This window comes from Novosphingobium sp. BF6, from assembly GCF_058273105.1.
Genome location: NZ_CM177775.1, coordinates 131,122 through 145,822, shown reverse-complemented (window position 1 = coordinate 145,822; position 14,701 = coordinate 131,122). Strand labels below are relative to the sequence as shown.

The window sequence follows — 14,701 nt, the reverse complement described above, 5'->3', positions numbered from 1 at the left end:
GCGCAAGCCTCGGGACGCTGTCAGGTGAAATCAACAGTACTGTTCACTTCGAATCGACTGCTATCGCTGGGGCGACGCTTTCGAGTTCTGACAGGACGCTTTTGTTGTCCTGCCCGAGCATCGGCGCGGGGCCACGGACTTTGCCGGGCGTGGCGGAAAACCACGTCGGTACGCCGGGGAAGCGCACCGGGCCTTGCTCGGTCTCGATCTCTTCGAAGAAGCCGATGGCATTCAGATGCTCGTTGTCGAACAGATCGTCGGTGGAGCGCAGGCGCGCGCAGGGAATGTGGAGCGCCTGCAAGGTATCCAGCCATTCCTGCGTCGTGCGGGTGAGGAACGTCTCGCTCAGTAAGCCGTAGACGCGGCCGATCTGGCGCGCGCGCTTTTCCAGCGTGGAGAACTCGTCAGTCGCCCATTCTGGCTGGACCGATTCGATGAAGGCGTTCCAGTGCTTGTCGTTGTAGACCAGCGCGGCGACGTAGCCGTCCCTGGTCTTGTAGGGCCGCCGGTTGGGCTCGACCGCGCGGTGATAGTGCGCAGGGCTGGTCGGCGGCGTGAACATCGCGCCGTTGGCGTGTTCCACCAGCATGAACGAGGTCATCGCCTCGAACATGGTGACTTCGACTTCCTGCCCCTCACCCGTTCGCTCCCGGTGATAGAGCGCCATCATCGTCGCGTAGAGCGCGTGGAGGCCTGCCACCTTGTCCGCCATGATCGTGGCGACGTAGCCGGGCTCGCCATTCATCAGGCCCTGCACATGCGGGATGCCGCATTCGGCCTGGATGGTATCGTCATAGGCGGGCTTGTCGCCCTCCGGCCCGCGGCGCGAATAGCCGTAGCAATTGGTGTAGACCACGTCCGGCCGGATCGCGCGCACCGCCTCGTAGTCGAAGCCCAGCTTGCGGATCGCGCTGCCGCGCATCGAATGGATGAAGACGTCGGCCGTGGCGATCAGCCGGCGCAGCACATCGCGGTCCTGATCCTGCCGCAGATCGAGCGTGACCCCGCGCTTGCCGCGATTCACATTGACGTAGATGCCGCCCATGCCGGGCACCGGGCCCTTGGTGATCCAGCGGGTATTGTCACCCTCCGGCGGCTCCACCTTGATCACCTCGGCGCCCATGTCGGCCATGATCTGCGTGGCATAGGGGCCGAAGACCACGCTGGTGAGGTCCACCACGCGCAGCCCCGCCAGCGGTCCGCCGGCACATCTGTTTTCCTTGCTCGCGGTCAAGGGCCTCTCCTTCTCGTTGGCCTATGCGTAACGCACCGCCGGAGCGAAAAACATTCGTATTTGCGTTTGATGGACGCATATCGGCACGATGATAGTTGTGAGCGATGGGCCGCGCTGCTACTTCGATCAGCGGGAAGACAAGAGGATTGCCATGGATTTCGCCTTTACCGACGACCAGCAGAACATCCGCGAGGCGGTTCTAAAGCACTGTTCGCAGTTCTCTGACGAGTACTGGCTGGAAAAGGATCGCAGCGGCGAATTCCCCACCGAGTTCCACAAGTCGATGGCAGATGCCGGCTGGCTGGGCGTCGCCATGCCGGAAAGCGTGGGCGGCGCGGGGCTGGGCATTACTGAGGCGGCGGTGATGATGCAGGCGGTGGCGGAAAGCGGCGGCGGCATGAGCGCGGCCTCCTCCATCCACTTGCCCGTCTTCGGGCTGGAGCCGGTGATGCTGTTCGGCACCGAGGAACAGCAGCAGCGCATGATCCCGCCGATCCTTTCGGGCGAGGAGAAGATGTGCTTCGCCGTGACCGAGCCGAACACAGGCCTCGACACCACCAGCCTCAAGACCCGCGCCGAAAAGGTGCCGGGCGGCTACCGCGTCAATGGCGAGAAGGTGTGGATCACGCAGGCCCATGTGGCCGACCGGATGCTGATCATCGCCCGCACCACCCCGCTGGAAGAGGTGAAGAAGAAGACCGAGGGCCTCAGCCTTTTCTACACCAGGCTCGACCGTGACCGCATCGAGACGCGGATCATCCCGAAGATGGGCCGCCACGCGGTGGGATCGAACATGATGTTCATCACCGACCTGTTCATCCCGGACGAGGATCTGATCGGTGAAGAGGGGCAGGGCTTCCGCATCCTGCTCAAAGGCCTCAACCCCGAACGCGTGCTGCTGGGGGCGGAGGCCACGGGCCTCGGCCGCGTCGCCATCCAGCGCGCCTCCCGCTATGCCCGCGAACGCGTGGTGTTCGGGCGGCCGATCGGCCAGAATCAGGGGATCCAGCACCCGCTTGCCAAGGCGTGGATGCAGGTGGAGGCCGCCAGCCTGATGGTGTTCAAGGCCGCCACCCTGTTCGACAAGGGGCTGGACTGCGGCGTCGAGGCCAATGCCGCCAAGTATCTGGCCGCAGAGGCCGGGTTCGAGGCGTGCCAGACCGCCGTCATGTCGATGGGCGGCATGGGCTATGCGCAGGAATACCACGTCGAGCGCTACTTCCGCGAAGTGATGATTCCGCGCATCGCGCCGGTCAGCCCGCACCAGATCATGAACTTCATCGCCGAGAGGGTTTTGGAACTGCCCAAAAGTTATTGAGGCCCTTGCGTCATCCTGGGCTTGACCGGGGATCGCTGTCGGCCAAGCAAGACCTCGAAGCAGTCCCGGACAAGCCTCGGGACGACTGGAGAGAACATGCCCGTAATCCACGAAGCTATCGCCGCCCGCTCCTGGCTCTTCGCGCCGGGCGACAGCGAAAAGAAGATGACCAAGGCGATGGAGGGGGAGGCGGACATCGTCCTCATCGATCTGGAAGACGCCGTCGCGCCCGATGCCAAGGCCGCCGCGCGTCCGATGGTGCATGACTTCATCGCGGCCAACCCCGATCAGCGCGGGCGTCTCTGGGTGCGGATCAACCCGCTGGACGGGCCGCATACGCTGGACGACCTCGTGGCGATCATGCCTGCGCGTCCCGGCGGAATCATGCTGCCCAAGGTCTATGGACGGCAGGATGTGGAGACGCTGGACCGCTATCTCGAAGCGCTGGAAGTGGCGAACGGCATCGAACAGGGATCGACCCCGGTGATCGTGCTGATCACCGAAACGGCCGAAGCGATGTTCCATACCGGCGACTACAAGGGCGCGCCGCGCGTGGTGGCGCTGACATGGGGCGCGGAAGATCTGGCCGATTCCATCGGCGCATCGTCCAACCGCAATGCGGACGGATCGTACTCCTTTACCTACGAGCTGGCCCGCAGCCTGACCGTGCTGGGCGCCGCGACCGCCGGCGTCACCGCGATCGAGACAATCAGCGCCGACTTCAAGGATCTGGAAGCACTCAAAGCCCGCGCCGAGAAGGTCCGCCGCGACGGCTATCGCGGGATGATGGCGATCCACCCGGCGCAGGTTCCGGTGATCAACGAGGCATTCACGCCGACCGAGGTGGAGATTGCCGAAGCGCAGGAAATCGTCGACATCTTCGCCGCCAATCCCGGCGTGGGCGCCATCGGCTGGAAGGGCGGCATGCTCGACCGTCCCTACCTCGCCCGTGCGGAACGGCTGCTGCGACAGGCAGGGAAGCTGTAAGATGACGCTTCGGCTTGCTGCATCCGAACTCGACCTCTCGCGGTTCCTGGAACCGGGCGACCGCATCGTGTTCGGCCAGGCCTGCGGCGAGCCGACCACGCTGGTGGAGGCGCTGATCGAACAGGGGGAGGCTATCGGCGGCCTCCACGCCTTCATCGCCACCAGCTTTTCCGGCCTGTTCACGCCCGAAAGCGCGCGCGCCTTCCGCCTCTCCAGCATGGGCGCGATCGGCGCGCTGCGGAGCATGACCAAGGCGAATGCGCTGGATGTCATCCCCGTCCACGTCAGCCAGATCGCCTGCCTGATCGAGGCCGGGATCATGCCCTGTGACGTGGCGATGATTCAGGTCAGCCCGGCCGATGCGCAGGGCAATCACAGCTGCGGCCTGATCTCCGATTATGTCCGCGCGGCGGTGGACAAGGCTCACCTCGTGATCGCCGAAGTCAACGAGCAAGTGCCCTACGTTCCGGGAGAGACGATCCCCGGCGACCTCATCGACGTCGCCGTCCACGTAAGCCGTGCGCCCGTGGAAGTGGCCCTCGCGAAGATCGGCCCCACCGACGAAGCCATTGCCCGCCACTGTGCCGAATTCATCGGCGACGGCGCGGTGCTGCAGACCGGCGTGGGCGCGGTGCCGGACGCGATCCTCCGCCTGCTGCACGACCGCCGCGACCTTGGCGTCCATTCGGGCATGCTGGGCGATGGCCTTGTCGACCTTGCCGAAGCCGGCGTGCTGACCAATGCCCGCAAGGAGATCGACCAGGGTGTCTCGATCAACGGCGCGCTGATCGGCACGCGGCGGCTCTATGACTGGGCCGCGCACAATCCGGCGATCCGCATGGCGCCCAGCAGCTATACCCACGGCGTGAAGCCGATCAGCCAGCTTACCCGGCTGGTGACGATCAACTCCGCGCTGGAAGTGGACCTCACCGGGCAAGTCAATGCCGAGCAATCGGGCGCGACCTATCTCGGCGGCACCGGCGGCCAGGTCGATTTCGTCCGCGCCGGATCGCGCGTGCCGGGCGGTGCCTCGCTGATCGTGCTGGCCTCAACCGCCAAGGGCGGCACGCTGAGCAAGATCGTCCCCGCCCTCTCCGGCCCCGTCACCACCGCGCGGACCGAGGTGGACCTGATCGTCACCGAATACGGCGCGGCGCAGCTCAAGGGCCAGACGCTGGCCGAACGCGCGAAGCGGCTGGTCGCCATCGCCCATCCCGACTTCCGCGAAGACCTGTCGCGCACCGCCCACGAGATCGAGAAAAGGGGCTTCTGAAGTGTCGAGTTCGCAAGAAAGCCGGGCCGTCATCTACGATGCCCATGACGACGGCATCGCGGTCATCACCATCAACCGCCCGGAACAGCGCAATTGCCTCAGCCGCGAAGTGCGCGAGGGTCTGCGAGAGGCCTGGGCGATGTTCGAGGCCGATGCCTCCGCCCGCATCGCCATCCTCACCGGCAGCGGCGACAAGGCTTTTTGCGCCGGTGGCGATCTCAAGGAAATGGTCGAAACCGGCATGGCGGTGCCGCCGCGCGATCTCTACGCGCTGCCTTATGACACCATCGAACTGACCAAGCCGACCATCGCCGCCGTCAACGGCCACGCCTTCGCCGGCGGCTGGATGATCGCGCAGGCCTGCGACCTCTGCGTCGCCAGCACCAATGCGAAGTTCGCGATTACCGAAGTGAAGGTCGGGCGCGGCAGCCCCTGGGCCTCGCCGCTGATCCACATGATTCCGCAGCGGATCATGATGGAGATCATGCTGACCGGAAAGCCGATCACTGCCCAACGCGCTTACGAGATCGGCCTCGTCAATCGCCTTGCCGAGTCCGGCGCGGTGCTGGACGCGGCCATCGAACTGGCGCTGGAAGTGCTGGAGGGCGCTCCGCTGTCGGTAAAGGCCGCGCGCGAGACGGTGATGCTCTCGACCGAAATGGGCCGTTCGGCGGCGTTACAGGCAGCAAGAGCTGCGCACGAACTGACCTACAACAGTGCTGACGCACAGGAAGGCCCGCGCGCCTTTGCCGAGAAACGCAAGCCGGAGTGGAAAGGGCGATAGGCGGACCATACCTCTCCCGGCCGACACACCGGGGAGAGGTTCGGCCCGCCGCGTGACGCCTCAGCGCTCTTCCACAACGCTTTCCGCAGTTGCTCTCGTCAGGTGGGCGGTGGAGGCGTCCTCGAACTTCACGCCTTCGAGTTTCTCGGTCTTGCGCCAGTCGCCCAGCATGTCGCGGAAGGCGTCCCAGCCGGGCAGATAGCCGCGGAACAGCGCCCACTTCAGTTCCTTGTCGCCTTCGTTGTTGAAGTAGCTGGGGGTGCAATCGTTCTGGAAGCCGGACATGTCGACTTCGTTTTCCTTGCAGTGCGCGCAGTAGCCTTCGACGCCCTGCTTGGTGGCGGCGATGGTGCTGGCACCGCGGCGCAGCGTTTCACCGACCATGAAGCCGATGTGCTCGGCCTGGCGCCCGAACTGCTCGGTGGTGGAGGAGTTCGTCGCGCCCTGGATGTAGCCCATGTAGAACATCGCCGGGAACTCGTCGGTGATCACGCCGTGGAACGTGCTCGCACCGTTGGTCCAGTGGTCGTAGATCGACTTGCCGCCGCGCCCTTCCACCGTGTCGATGCCCCAGCGGCGCTTTAGGTCGCTGGTCACTTCGAAGCCGGAGGCGAAGATCATCAGGTCGACTTCGTGCTCCAGGCCGTCGGCGATGAAGCCCTTCTCGGTCATCCGCTCCACGCCTTGCGTGCCGGACACGTCGATCAGCGTGACATTGGGCTGGTTGAACGCGGGGTAGTAGTCGTTGTTGGACAGCGGCCGCTTGCACATGAAGCGGAAGTAGGGCTTCAGCTTTTCCGCTGTGTCCTTGTCTTCCACGATCGAATCCACGCGGCGGCGCAGGCGTTCCATCACCTGGAAGTCCACCACTTCGCGGCGGTCCATGAACTCCAGCGGATCGAGCGCGGGCCAGCCTTCCTCGCCCAGTTCGATGGCCAGGTTGCGGCTGATCTCGGTCCAGATGTCGCAGATCAGGTCGGGCTCGCCGGGGATGAAGAACTGCTGCGCGGCGCGGTGGAAGTTCGCCATGCGCTCCTGCTGCCAGCCGGGCTGGAGCGAGGCCGCCCACTCGGGATTCGTCGGCGGATTGGGCCGCTCGTCGATGTTCGACGGGGTGCGCTGCAGCACGTAGAGGTGCTTCGCATACTTGGCGAGATGAGGCACCGCCTGGACCGAGGTTGCCCCGGTGCCAACGATGGCGACGCGCTTGTCGCGCAGCTTTTCCAGCTCCGGCGCGGTCCACGAACCGCCGGTATAGTCATGCTCCCACCGGCTGGTGTGGAACATCTTGCCCTTGAAGTCGTGAATGCCGGGGATGCCGGGCAGCTTGGGCATGTTCATCACGCCGCCGGCCATCACCACGAAGCGCGCGCGGATGTCGTCGCCGCGATTGGTGGTCACATGCCAGCGCTTCAGCCCCTCATCCCAGCGGATGCCGGTGACCAGCGTGTGGAACAGCGCCTTGTCGGCAAGGTCGAAGCGCTCGGCCATGTCCTGGCAGTATTGCTGGATTTCCCAGCCGTCCGAGAACTTCTTGCTGGGCATGAAGCCCGTTTCTTCCAGCAGCGGGAGATAGCAGTAGGCATCGTTGTCGCACTGCACGCCGGGATAGCGGTTCCAGTACCACACGCCGCCGAAGCCGCCGGCGTGATCGATGTTGCGGACGTTGGAAACGCTCTGCTTGTGCAAGTGATAGCCGGCGAGAATGCCCGAGAACCCGGCGCCGAGGATAGCAACGTCGATATCCTCCACCAGCGGCTCGCGCTCGGCGACCGGGGTGAACGGATCGTGGGCGTAGTTGTCGGAAAAGTCGTCGGTCGGCCGCACGTACTGCTCGCCGCCCTCGCGCCGCATGCGCTTGTCACGCTCCTGACGATACTTGGCCTTGAGCGCCGGGATATCGAGTTCCTCAGGGCTTGGCACGTCTGACTTGAGGCAGGTCATTTCCATCGAATGGGCATCCTCTTGGCGGCGACTCTGCTTCGGTCGCCCGTTACCGCTGAATCTGATGCAGGGGTGCGTTAGTTGTCAACAATGTTGTTCATTAAGCGTCGGCGCCAGCGGTGGCCATCTTGAACGAGTAGCCGATGTGATCGACATGCCCTTGCAGGCCGAAATCGTGCAGCTTCGCCTTGTCGTGGAAGGCGTCGGACTCGGCCGCGACATCCTCGATGGTCCAGTGCGGGCGATAGAGGCCCTCGGTTTCCGCCACGAACATCCGCGCCACGCGGCCCGCCATCGATGCGATCATCTCGCCGGTCACCGGGCAATCCTCATGGGCCAGCCAGCCGACCACGGGGGCCACCAGTTCGGGCTCCATGGGCGGATACTGCGAGATGTCGAGCCCCTCGGCCATGCGCGTTACCGCGCCGGGCACGATCACGTTGCACTTCACGCCGTGTGCCTCGCCCTCCAACGCGGCGATGTTGCTGAGGCCCAGCATGGCGGACTTCGACATGCCGTAGTTCACGCAATTCTCATTGCCGTAGAGCCCGCCGACCGAGCTGGTCAGCACGATGCGGCCGTACCCGGCATCGCACATCGGCCCGAACGCCGCTTGCACCACATGGAACGCGCCGAGCAGATGGACGTCGAGCACGGCGTGCAGGTCGCCGCTGGAAAGCTCGCGGATCGATCCATAGCGGACGTTCCCGGCATTGTGGACCAGCACGTCGATCCGGCCCCAGGTGTCGAGCGCGGCCTGGACGACGGCCTTGCCGCCTTCGGGCGTGGCGACGGAATCGGTATTGGCGATGGCCTCGCCGCCAGCTGCCACGATTTCGTCAACCACGCTTTGCGCCACGCTGACGTCCGCGCCCGGCGCATCGAGGTCGCCCCGGATCGCGCCGCCCAGATCGTTGACCACCACTTTGGCCCCGCGCGCGGCCAGCAGCAGCGCATAGGTCCGGCCAAGCCCGCGTCCGGCCCCGGTGATCACGGCAACGCGGCCGTCGAAACGCATCTCTTCCATGAAATCTCTCCGGTTGCCCGCGCTCGGTCGGGCAGTCTCTTTTCCGTCTACCGATCGAATATGCGCACGGGGGAGGGCGGGGCAATCGAACAAAGCCCGCCGAACGTCGCCGGGGCGATAGTGCACGTCCGAGGGGCTCTCGGCCGGGTCCTCGCGTTGCCTGTGCCGGACACGCTGGATAGGCTCGGAGCGAAAAGACCGGCGCTGAACTGCTGGCCGAGAGGACGATTTCACCGATGCTCGAACCCGCAGGACGCAACCACGGCGTCGTCTCCGCCCGCCCGGCCGAAGGCTGGATGCTGCACCGCATGACGCCGCCGACGCGCCTCTACAGCGCCAACGGGTTGCGCACCGGGGCGGATGGGCGGATCTACGTCGCCCAAGTGGGCGGTAGCCAGATCAGCGCGGTCGACCCGGACAGCGGCGCGGTGGAAGTGATCAGCCCGATGGGCGGCGGCATCACCTCTCCGGACGATCTTGCCTTCGATGAGGAGGGCAACCTTTACGCCACCGAAATCACCGAAGGCCGCGTTTCGGTGCTGCGCCCGAACGGCACCAGCGCGGTCGTCTACGGCGATCTGCCCGTCGCCAACCCGATCACCTATTCGCAGGGGCGCCTGATCGCGGGGGGCTGCGAAATGGGCGCGCGCGTGCTCGAACTCGACCGAAACGGCGGCGCACCGCGCGTGATCGCGGACAATGTGCCGATGCCCAACGCCTTCGAAGTGGGGCCGGACGGCAAGCTCTACATGCCGGTGATGGGCGCCAATGCGATCTGGCGCGTCAATCTGGACGGCAGCGGCGAGCCCGAAGTGGTCTGCGGCGATCTCGGCGTGCCCGATTCGGTGAAGTTCGATGCAGAGGGTATGATCGTCTCCACCCAGGTCGCCAGCGGGCAAGTGCTGCGCATCGATCCGCGCACCGGCGCCAAGACGGTGCTGGCCGATATCGGCGCGGGGCTGGACAACTGCACGTTCGTTGGCGACCGGCTGTTCATCTCGCACATTCTCGGCTCGATCCATGAGATCACCACGCCCAAGGCTGCGGGCGGGCTGGTGAAGCCGCTGATCGAGAAGGGCCTGCAATGGCCGCTCGATGTCTCGATGGGCGCGGATGGCGTGTTGTGGATCGCCGACGGCGGCTTCGTCTTCTCGCTGCGCGCGGGGGAGGCGGTGAAGCTGGAGGGCATGCTGTTCAGCCCGAACTTCCCCGGATACTCGCGCGGCGTCGTCGCGGCGGGCGCGGGCGAGATGATCGTGACGACCGCCAATGGCGAAGTCGCGAAGTTCCATCCCGCCGGCCCCTCGATGGAACTGCTCGCTAGCGGGTTCGACCAACTCATGGGCGTGGCGATTGCCCCATCGGGCGCGGTGGTCTTCGCCGAATATGGCACCGGCAAGGTCCATTCCGTTTCGGGCGGCAAAGTGGAGGAACTGGTCTCCGGGCTCGACCGTCCCAAGGGCGTGGCGGTGGCCGGGGACGGCACGGTCTATGTCGCGGAAAGCGGCGCGGGCCGGGTGGTCAAGCTGGTCGGCGGGCGCGCGGAAGCGGTGATCGAGGATCTGGTCCGGCCCGAGGGACTGGCGATCCAGGGCGGCCGGATCACCGTGCTCGACGTGAAGCGCCGCGAGGTCGTGCAGTCGGATCTGTCCGGCGGCGCGCGCGAAGTGATCGCGCAGGGGCTACCGGTCGGGCCGCCCGAGGGCACCGATCCCAAGCCGCTGGGCGGCGTGGGCCACATGTGCGGGCCGATGGGGAACATGACCGGGCTCGATGTCGGCCCGGACGGCACCGTGTGGATCTGCGGCGACCTCGAAGGCAGCGTTCTGGCGCTCAGGAGGGCGTAATCATGCTCAAGCAACTGTGCTTTTTCCGCAAGCGCGCCGACATGACCATGGACGCGTTCATGGACTACTACGAGAACCAGCACTCGCAGCTTGCCAGGAAGATGGGGGCGGCGCCGGCGATCCCCGGCGCGGTACGCTATGTGCGGCGCTATCTGGTGCCGGAGAAGAACCCGATCACCGGCGAAGTGCACGATCCCGGCTACGATTGCGTGATGGAAATCTGGTGGAACAGCCGCGAGGATTTCGAACGCTCGCAGGCGATCATCAGCGATCCCGCGCGCCTGCCGATGACCAAGGCGGATGAGGAGAAGCTGTTCGCCAGCCACGCCAATCCGGTCTGCACCTGCATCGAGTACGATTCGCCGATGGGGCCAAATGGCGAGACGACGCGGGTCGAGCTTGCCTACGGTGACTGATCCATGACCCGACGGGCAGCTACGAGATGTTTCTCTATCGGGCGATCGGCACGATGGCGGCAAGCAGCCTTGCCATCGGCACCCTGCCGCGCGGCCGCAATTACGCTCCCGCGATTGGCGTTCCGTGCGAATAATGGGATAACGGCCGCAAATCCGCGCGTATAAGAATGGAAAAAGAGTGATGGGTGAGCAGGGTAGGATCGTGCAGGCTCCCGAGGACCTGACCGTCCCGGTACGTGTCCCGACCGAGGCCTACATCTCGCCGGACTACGCCAGGGCCGAGCGCGACAGGCTGTGGCGCAAAGTCTGGCTGCAAGCCGGGCGGCTGGAAGACATTCCGGAGGTCGGCGATTTCATCACTTTCGACATCATCGACGATTCGGTGATCGTCGTCCGCGCTTCCGAAACCGAACTCCATGCCTTCCACAACGTCTGCCCGCATCGCGGCCGCAAGCTGGTCGACACGCCGCCGGGAAAGCGTAATGCCAGAGGCACGCGCCGCAACTTCATCTGCGGTTACCACGGCTGGACCTTCGGCCTCGACGGCGCCAATACCTACCTTGAGCACAAGGAAGACTGGCAGGCGCATCTCTGCGGCGGCCGGGCCGATCTGGGCGTGGTCAAAGTCGATACCTGGGGCGGGTGGATCTGGATCAATCTCGACCCCGGTTCGATGCCGCTGGCCGACTATCTGCATCCGGCGGCGGGCATGCTCGATCCCTACGGCCTCCAGAACATGCGCCCGCGCTGGCGCAGGTGGGTGGTGTTCGAATGCAACTGGAAGGTCGCGATGGAGGCCTTTTGCGAGACCTACCACGTCGCCACCACGCATCCGGAATTCATGGAATTCGGGCAATTTCGCGGCTGGGCGCGCAACCAGGGCCTCCATTCGAACATCGGCTACGACGCGCCCAAGGGGCAGGAGGAGGACTCCGGCAAGCTGCGCCTCGGCGCCGGTGAAGACCCGCGCCTGACCACGGCGGACATGCAGAACTTCACATGGGCCAACGCCAATACCAACACGACGATGACGCTGGTCGGCGTTGCCAATCGCTTGAAGGACGAATTGCCCGAAGGCACCCCGGCGGCGGAAGTTTCGGCCTACTGGATCGGCACCGCGCGCAAGGAAGACGCGATGCGCGGCGTGATCTGGCCGACGGTGGACCCGAAGCACACCGCGCAGGCGGGCACGTCCTGGCAGATCTTCCCGAACTTCCAGATCGGCCACGCCGTCAACAACATGCTCTGCTATCAGGCGCGGCCCTACGGCACCGATCCGGACAAGTGCATTTTCGAGGCCGCCGTCTACGAACTCTGGCCCGAGGGCGAGGCGCCCGAGACGGAGTGGGAATACACTGCTCCCACCGACTGGCCGCCGGTGCTCCAGCAGGACTTCGCCAATATGGCGGCCGTCCAGCAGGGTATGAAGAACCTGGGTTTCCGGGGCGCGCAGCCCAATCCGTACATGGAGCGGTCGGTGGCATCGCTGCACATGAACCTCTCCAAGTTCATGGGCACGGGCGCACCGGAAACCTACTGAGCCGGACGCTGTGCATTGTTCCACGGGAAACTTTTCGAAGCTGCCCGTGGAGAGGGAAGGGCCTTACTTCGCTTCCGCCAGCAGCTTGGCGGCTTCGGGCGAGGACCAGTCGTTGCCGCCGGTATAGCGCCAGACTTCGCGGCCCTGGCTGTCGAACAGCACCGTGACCGGCAGGTTGCCGCCGTACTGGAAGCCGAGGTCGCCGTTCTCGTCCACCCAGGGCTGGATATTGTCGAGCTTGCGGCGGCGCAGGATCTCGACGACCTTGTAGGTGTCGCCGGTATCCTCGGAAATCGGCAGGATCTGGACTTTGCCGTTCGGGTCCTTGGCCAGCGCCTCCAGCGTGGGCATCTCAGCGATGCAGGGGGCGCACCAGGTCGCCCAGAGGTTGATGAGCAGCGGCTTGCCCTTCAGCGACATGAGATCAAGGCTCTCGCCGGTGTTGTCCACCAGGGTGACGTCGGGCATCGGGTCGCCCTTGTGCGAGCGATCGACCTTTCCGGTCGGCTTTTCGGCGGCCGGTGTTGCCGGAGCGGCGCTTTCGGAAGCCTTTTGTTGCGCGTCCTTGCCGCTTTGCCTATCGCAGCCCGCGATCAGGAGGGCGCCGGCCCCCGCGACGGAATACAGGACGAGCGACTTGAGCGATTTGGAAGACAGCAAGGCGGCGGGCTCCAACCAGATGTGGGGTGGACGGTTCGAAGGTGGACCGTCTGCGATCATGCGCGAGATAAATGCCTCGATCCCCTTCGACAAGGCATTGTGGCGGCAGGACATCGCGGCCAGCAAGGCACACGTCGCGATGCTGGGCGCCTGCGGCGTGGTTTCGGCCGAGGATGCGATCACGATTCGCGACGGTCTGGATCAGGTCGCGGCCGAGTACGAAGTCTCGGGAGTCCCGGAAAACTGGGACCTCGAAGACATCCACATGACCACCGAGGGCCGTCTGGCCGAGCTGATCGGCCCGGACGCCGGACGCCTGCACACCGCCCGTTCGCGCAACGACCAGGTGGCGACCGATTTCCGCCTTTGGGTGCGCGATGCCGTCGATCAGGCCGAGGCGGGGCTGGATGCGCTGCAAAAGGCGCTCGTCATCCGCGCCGGTGAGCATGCCGATTCGATCATGCCCGGCTTCACCCACTTGCAAACCGCGCAGCCGGTGACGCTCGGCCATCACCTGATGGCCTATTACGAGATGATCGGCCGCGACCGTTCGCGCTTCGCCGACGCCCGCAAGCGCATGAACCGCAGCCCGCTCGGCGCCGCTGCGCTCGCCGGAACCGGCTTCCCGATCGACCGCACGATGACCGCGCAGGCGCTGGGCTTCGACGCGCCGACCGACAACAGCCTCGATTCGGTGTCGGATCGCGACTTCGCGCTCGATTACCTGATGGCCGCCGCGCAGTGCTCGCTGCACCTATCGCGCCTGGCCGAAGAGTTCATCATCTGGGCGAGCCAGCCCTTCGGCTTCGTGGCGCTGCCCGATTCGCTGTCGACCGGCAGCTCGATCATGCCGCAGAAGAAGAATCCCGACGCCGCCGAGCTGGTTCGCGGCCATTCCGGCCGGATCGTCGGCTGCCTGACCAGCCTGATGATCACCATGAAGGGCCTGCCGCTCGCCTATTCGAAGGACATGCAGGACGACAAGCCGCCGGTCTTCGAGGCGGCCAGCCTGCTGGCGCTGTCGATCGCGGCGATGACCGGGATGGTCGCGGAAACCCGCTTCCGCACCGATCGCATGCGCGGCGCTGCCGAACTGGGCTTCGCCACTGCCACCGATCTCGCCGACTGGCTGGTGCGCGAGGGCAACATTCCCTTCCGCGAGGCGCACCACATCACCGGCTCGGCCGTGAAGCTGGCCGAGCAGCGCGGGCTGGCGCTCGATCAATTGCCGCTGGAAGACCTCAAGGCCATCGACAGCCGCATCGACGAGCGCGTATTCAAGGCGCTCTCGGTCGAGGCTTCGGTCGCCGCGCGCAAGTCGCACGGCGGCACCGCGCCCGATCAGGTACGCCTGCGCGTGGCCGAAGCCCGGCTTGCGCTCGGTCTGGAGTGAGCTTGATGCGCAAGACTGCCGCCCTGATCCTGCTTCTCGCGCTGTCGGCCTGCGGCCAGAGGGCGGCGCTGGCATTGAAACCGGGACAGCAGCTTCCGCCCGCGCCTTACGGCCGCGCGCAGAAACCGGGCAGCGGCGAGCTGCTCCAGACGCCGACGCTGGCGATCCCCGAACGCAGCGTCGAACTGCGCACCCGCTCGGAACCACGGGACGACGATCCTTTCGATCTCCCGCCGCCCGAATAATTTTCAGGCCGAACAGGCCTCCCAGATACCGAG

At 65.5% G+C, this 14,701-nt stretch carries 13 protein-coding genes; 9 read left to right on the top strand and 4 right to left on the bottom strand.

Features of this window, described 5'->3' with window-relative positions:
- Positions 1–43 precede the first annotated feature (43 nt).
- Positions 44–1,234 (bottom strand): CaiB/BaiF CoA transferase family protein, encoded by a 1,191-nt coding sequence (locus AC4D6D_RS00755; RefSeq protein WP_491326100.1) that lies wholly within the window; start codon positions 1,232–1,234, stop codon positions 44–46.
- A gap of 151 nt (positions 1,235–1,385) precedes the next feature.
- Between AC4D6D_RS00755 and AC4D6D_RS00750 the strand changes: the two genes are divergently transcribed.
- The 4 genes from AC4D6D_RS00750 (at position 1,386) to AC4D6D_RS00735 (ending at position 5,596) form a co-directional block, all read left to right on the top strand.
- On the top strand, positions 1,386–2,552 hold the full coding sequence (locus AC4D6D_RS00750; RefSeq protein ID WP_491326099.1) for an acyl-CoA dehydrogenase family protein: 1,167 nt from the start codon (positions 1,386–1,388) through the stop codon (positions 2,550–2,552).
- Between the two features lie 96 nt (positions 2,553–2,648).
- Complete coding sequence (locus tag AC4D6D_RS00745; RefSeq protein ID WP_491326098.1) at positions 2,649–3,539, top strand: HpcH/HpaI aldolase/citrate lyase family protein; 891 nt, start codon at positions 2,649–2,651, stop codon at positions 3,537–3,539.
- Position 3,540: 1 nt separating this feature from the next.
- Positions 3,541–4,812: an acetyl-CoA hydrolase/transferase family protein gene (locus AC4D6D_RS00740; protein WP_491326097.1), complete on the top strand. Its 1,272-nt coding sequence runs from the start codon at positions 3,541–3,543 to the stop codon at positions 4,810–4,812.
- Between the two features lies 1 nt (position 4,813).
- Entirely contained in the window at positions 4,814–5,596 is a 783-nt protein-coding gene (locus AC4D6D_RS00735; protein ID WP_491326096.1) for an enoyl-CoA hydratase/isomerase family protein, read from the top strand.
- Positions 5,597–5,656: 60 nt separating this feature from the next.
- Here the strand turns inward: AC4D6D_RS00735 and AC4D6D_RS00730 are convergent, their stop codons facing one another.
- Together AC4D6D_RS00730 and AC4D6D_RS00725 are read right to left on the bottom strand one after the other, a co-directional pair.
- On the bottom strand, positions 5,657–7,546 hold the full coding sequence (locus AC4D6D_RS00730) for a flavin-containing monooxygenase (protein WP_491326095.1): 1,890 nt from the start codon (positions 7,544–7,546) through the stop codon (positions 5,657–5,659).
- A 94-nt stretch (positions 7,547–7,640) separates the two neighbouring features.
- Positions 7,641–8,567, bottom strand: a complete 927-nt coding sequence (locus tag AC4D6D_RS00725; RefSeq protein WP_491326094.1) for an SDR family NAD(P)-dependent oxidoreductase — start codon at positions 8,565–8,567, stop codon at positions 7,641–7,643.
- A 236-nt stretch (positions 8,568–8,803) separates the two neighbouring features.
- On the opposite strand from AC4D6D_RS00725, the gene AC4D6D_RS00720 reads away from it, so the two are divergent.
- From AC4D6D_RS00720 to AC4D6D_RS00710, 3 genes are all read left to right on the top strand, one after another.
- Positions 8,804–10,414 (top strand): SMP-30/gluconolactonase/LRE family protein, encoded by a 1,611-nt coding sequence (locus tag AC4D6D_RS00720; protein WP_491326093.1) that lies wholly within the window; start codon positions 8,804–8,806, stop codon positions 10,412–10,414.
- Positions 10,415–10,416: 2 nt separating this feature from the next.
- A complete protein-coding gene (locus tag AC4D6D_RS00715; RefSeq protein ID WP_491326092.1) occupies positions 10,417–10,830 on the top strand; it encodes an EthD domain-containing protein in 414 nt (137 codons plus the stop codon).
- A gap of 181 nt (positions 10,831–11,011) precedes the next feature.
- On the top strand, positions 11,012–12,370 hold the full coding sequence (locus AC4D6D_RS00710; RefSeq protein WP_491326091.1) for an aromatic ring-hydroxylating oxygenase subunit alpha: 1,359 nt from the start codon (positions 11,012–11,014) through the stop codon (positions 12,368–12,370).
- A gap of 63 nt (positions 12,371–12,433) precedes the next feature.
- Here the strand turns inward: AC4D6D_RS00710 and AC4D6D_RS00705 are convergent, their stop codons facing one another.
- On the bottom strand, positions 12,434–13,030 hold the full coding sequence (locus AC4D6D_RS00705) for a TlpA family protein disulfide reductase (protein WP_334181536.1): 597 nt from the start codon (positions 13,028–13,030) through the stop codon (positions 12,434–12,436).
- A 19-nt stretch (positions 13,031–13,049) separates the two neighbouring features.
- Between AC4D6D_RS00705 and argH the strand changes: the two genes are divergently transcribed.
- The gene (gene argH, locus AC4D6D_RS00700) at positions 13,050–14,423 is read left to right on the top strand and encodes an argininosuccinate lyase (RefSeq protein WP_491327263.1); all 1,374 of its coding nucleotides are present in this window, start codon (positions 13,050–13,052) and stop codon (positions 14,421–14,423) included.
- A 5-nt stretch (positions 14,424–14,428) separates the two neighbouring features.
- A complete protein-coding gene (locus AC4D6D_RS00695) occupies positions 14,429–14,668 on the top strand; it encodes a hypothetical protein (RefSeq protein WP_491326090.1) in 240 nt (79 codons plus the stop codon).
- Positions 14,669–14,701 lie beyond the last annotated feature (33 nt).

Coding starts and splice junctions, on each gene's coding strand:
- AC4D6D_RS00720 (WP_491326093.1), top strand. CDS start 8,804: ATGCTCGAACCCGCAGGACGCAACCACGGCGTCGTCTCCGCCCGCCCG.
- AC4D6D_RS00740 (WP_491326097.1), top strand. CDS start 3,541: ATGACGCTTCGGCTTGCTGCATCCGAACTCGACCTCTCGCGGTTCCTG.
- argH (WP_491327263.1), top strand. CDS start 13,050: ATGTGGGGTGGACGGTTCGAAGGTGGACCGTCTGCGATCATGCGCGAG.
- AC4D6D_RS00750 (WP_491326099.1), top strand. CDS start 1,386: ATGGATTTCGCCTTTACCGACGACCAGCAGAACATCCGCGAGGCGGTT.
- AC4D6D_RS00730 (WP_491326095.1), bottom strand. CDS start 7,546: ATGGAAATGACCTGCCTCAAGTCAGACGTGCCAAGCCCTGAGGAACTC.
- AC4D6D_RS00715 (WP_491326092.1), top strand. CDS start 10,417: ATGCTCAAGCAACTGTGCTTTTTCCGCAAGCGCGCCGACATGACCATG.
- AC4D6D_RS00710 (WP_491326091.1), top strand. CDS start 11,012: ATGGGTGAGCAGGGTAGGATCGTGCAGGCTCCCGAGGACCTGACCGTC.
- AC4D6D_RS00745 (WP_491326098.1), top strand. CDS start 2,649: ATGCCCGTAATCCACGAAGCTATCGCCGCCCGCTCCTGGCTCTTCGCG.
- AC4D6D_RS00695 (WP_491326090.1), top strand. CDS start 14,429: ATGCGCAAGACTGCCGCCCTGATCCTGCTTCTCGCGCTGTCGGCCTGC.
- AC4D6D_RS00725 (WP_491326094.1), bottom strand. CDS start 8,567: ATGGAAGAGATGCGTTTCGACGGCCGCGTTGCCGTGATCACCGGGGCC.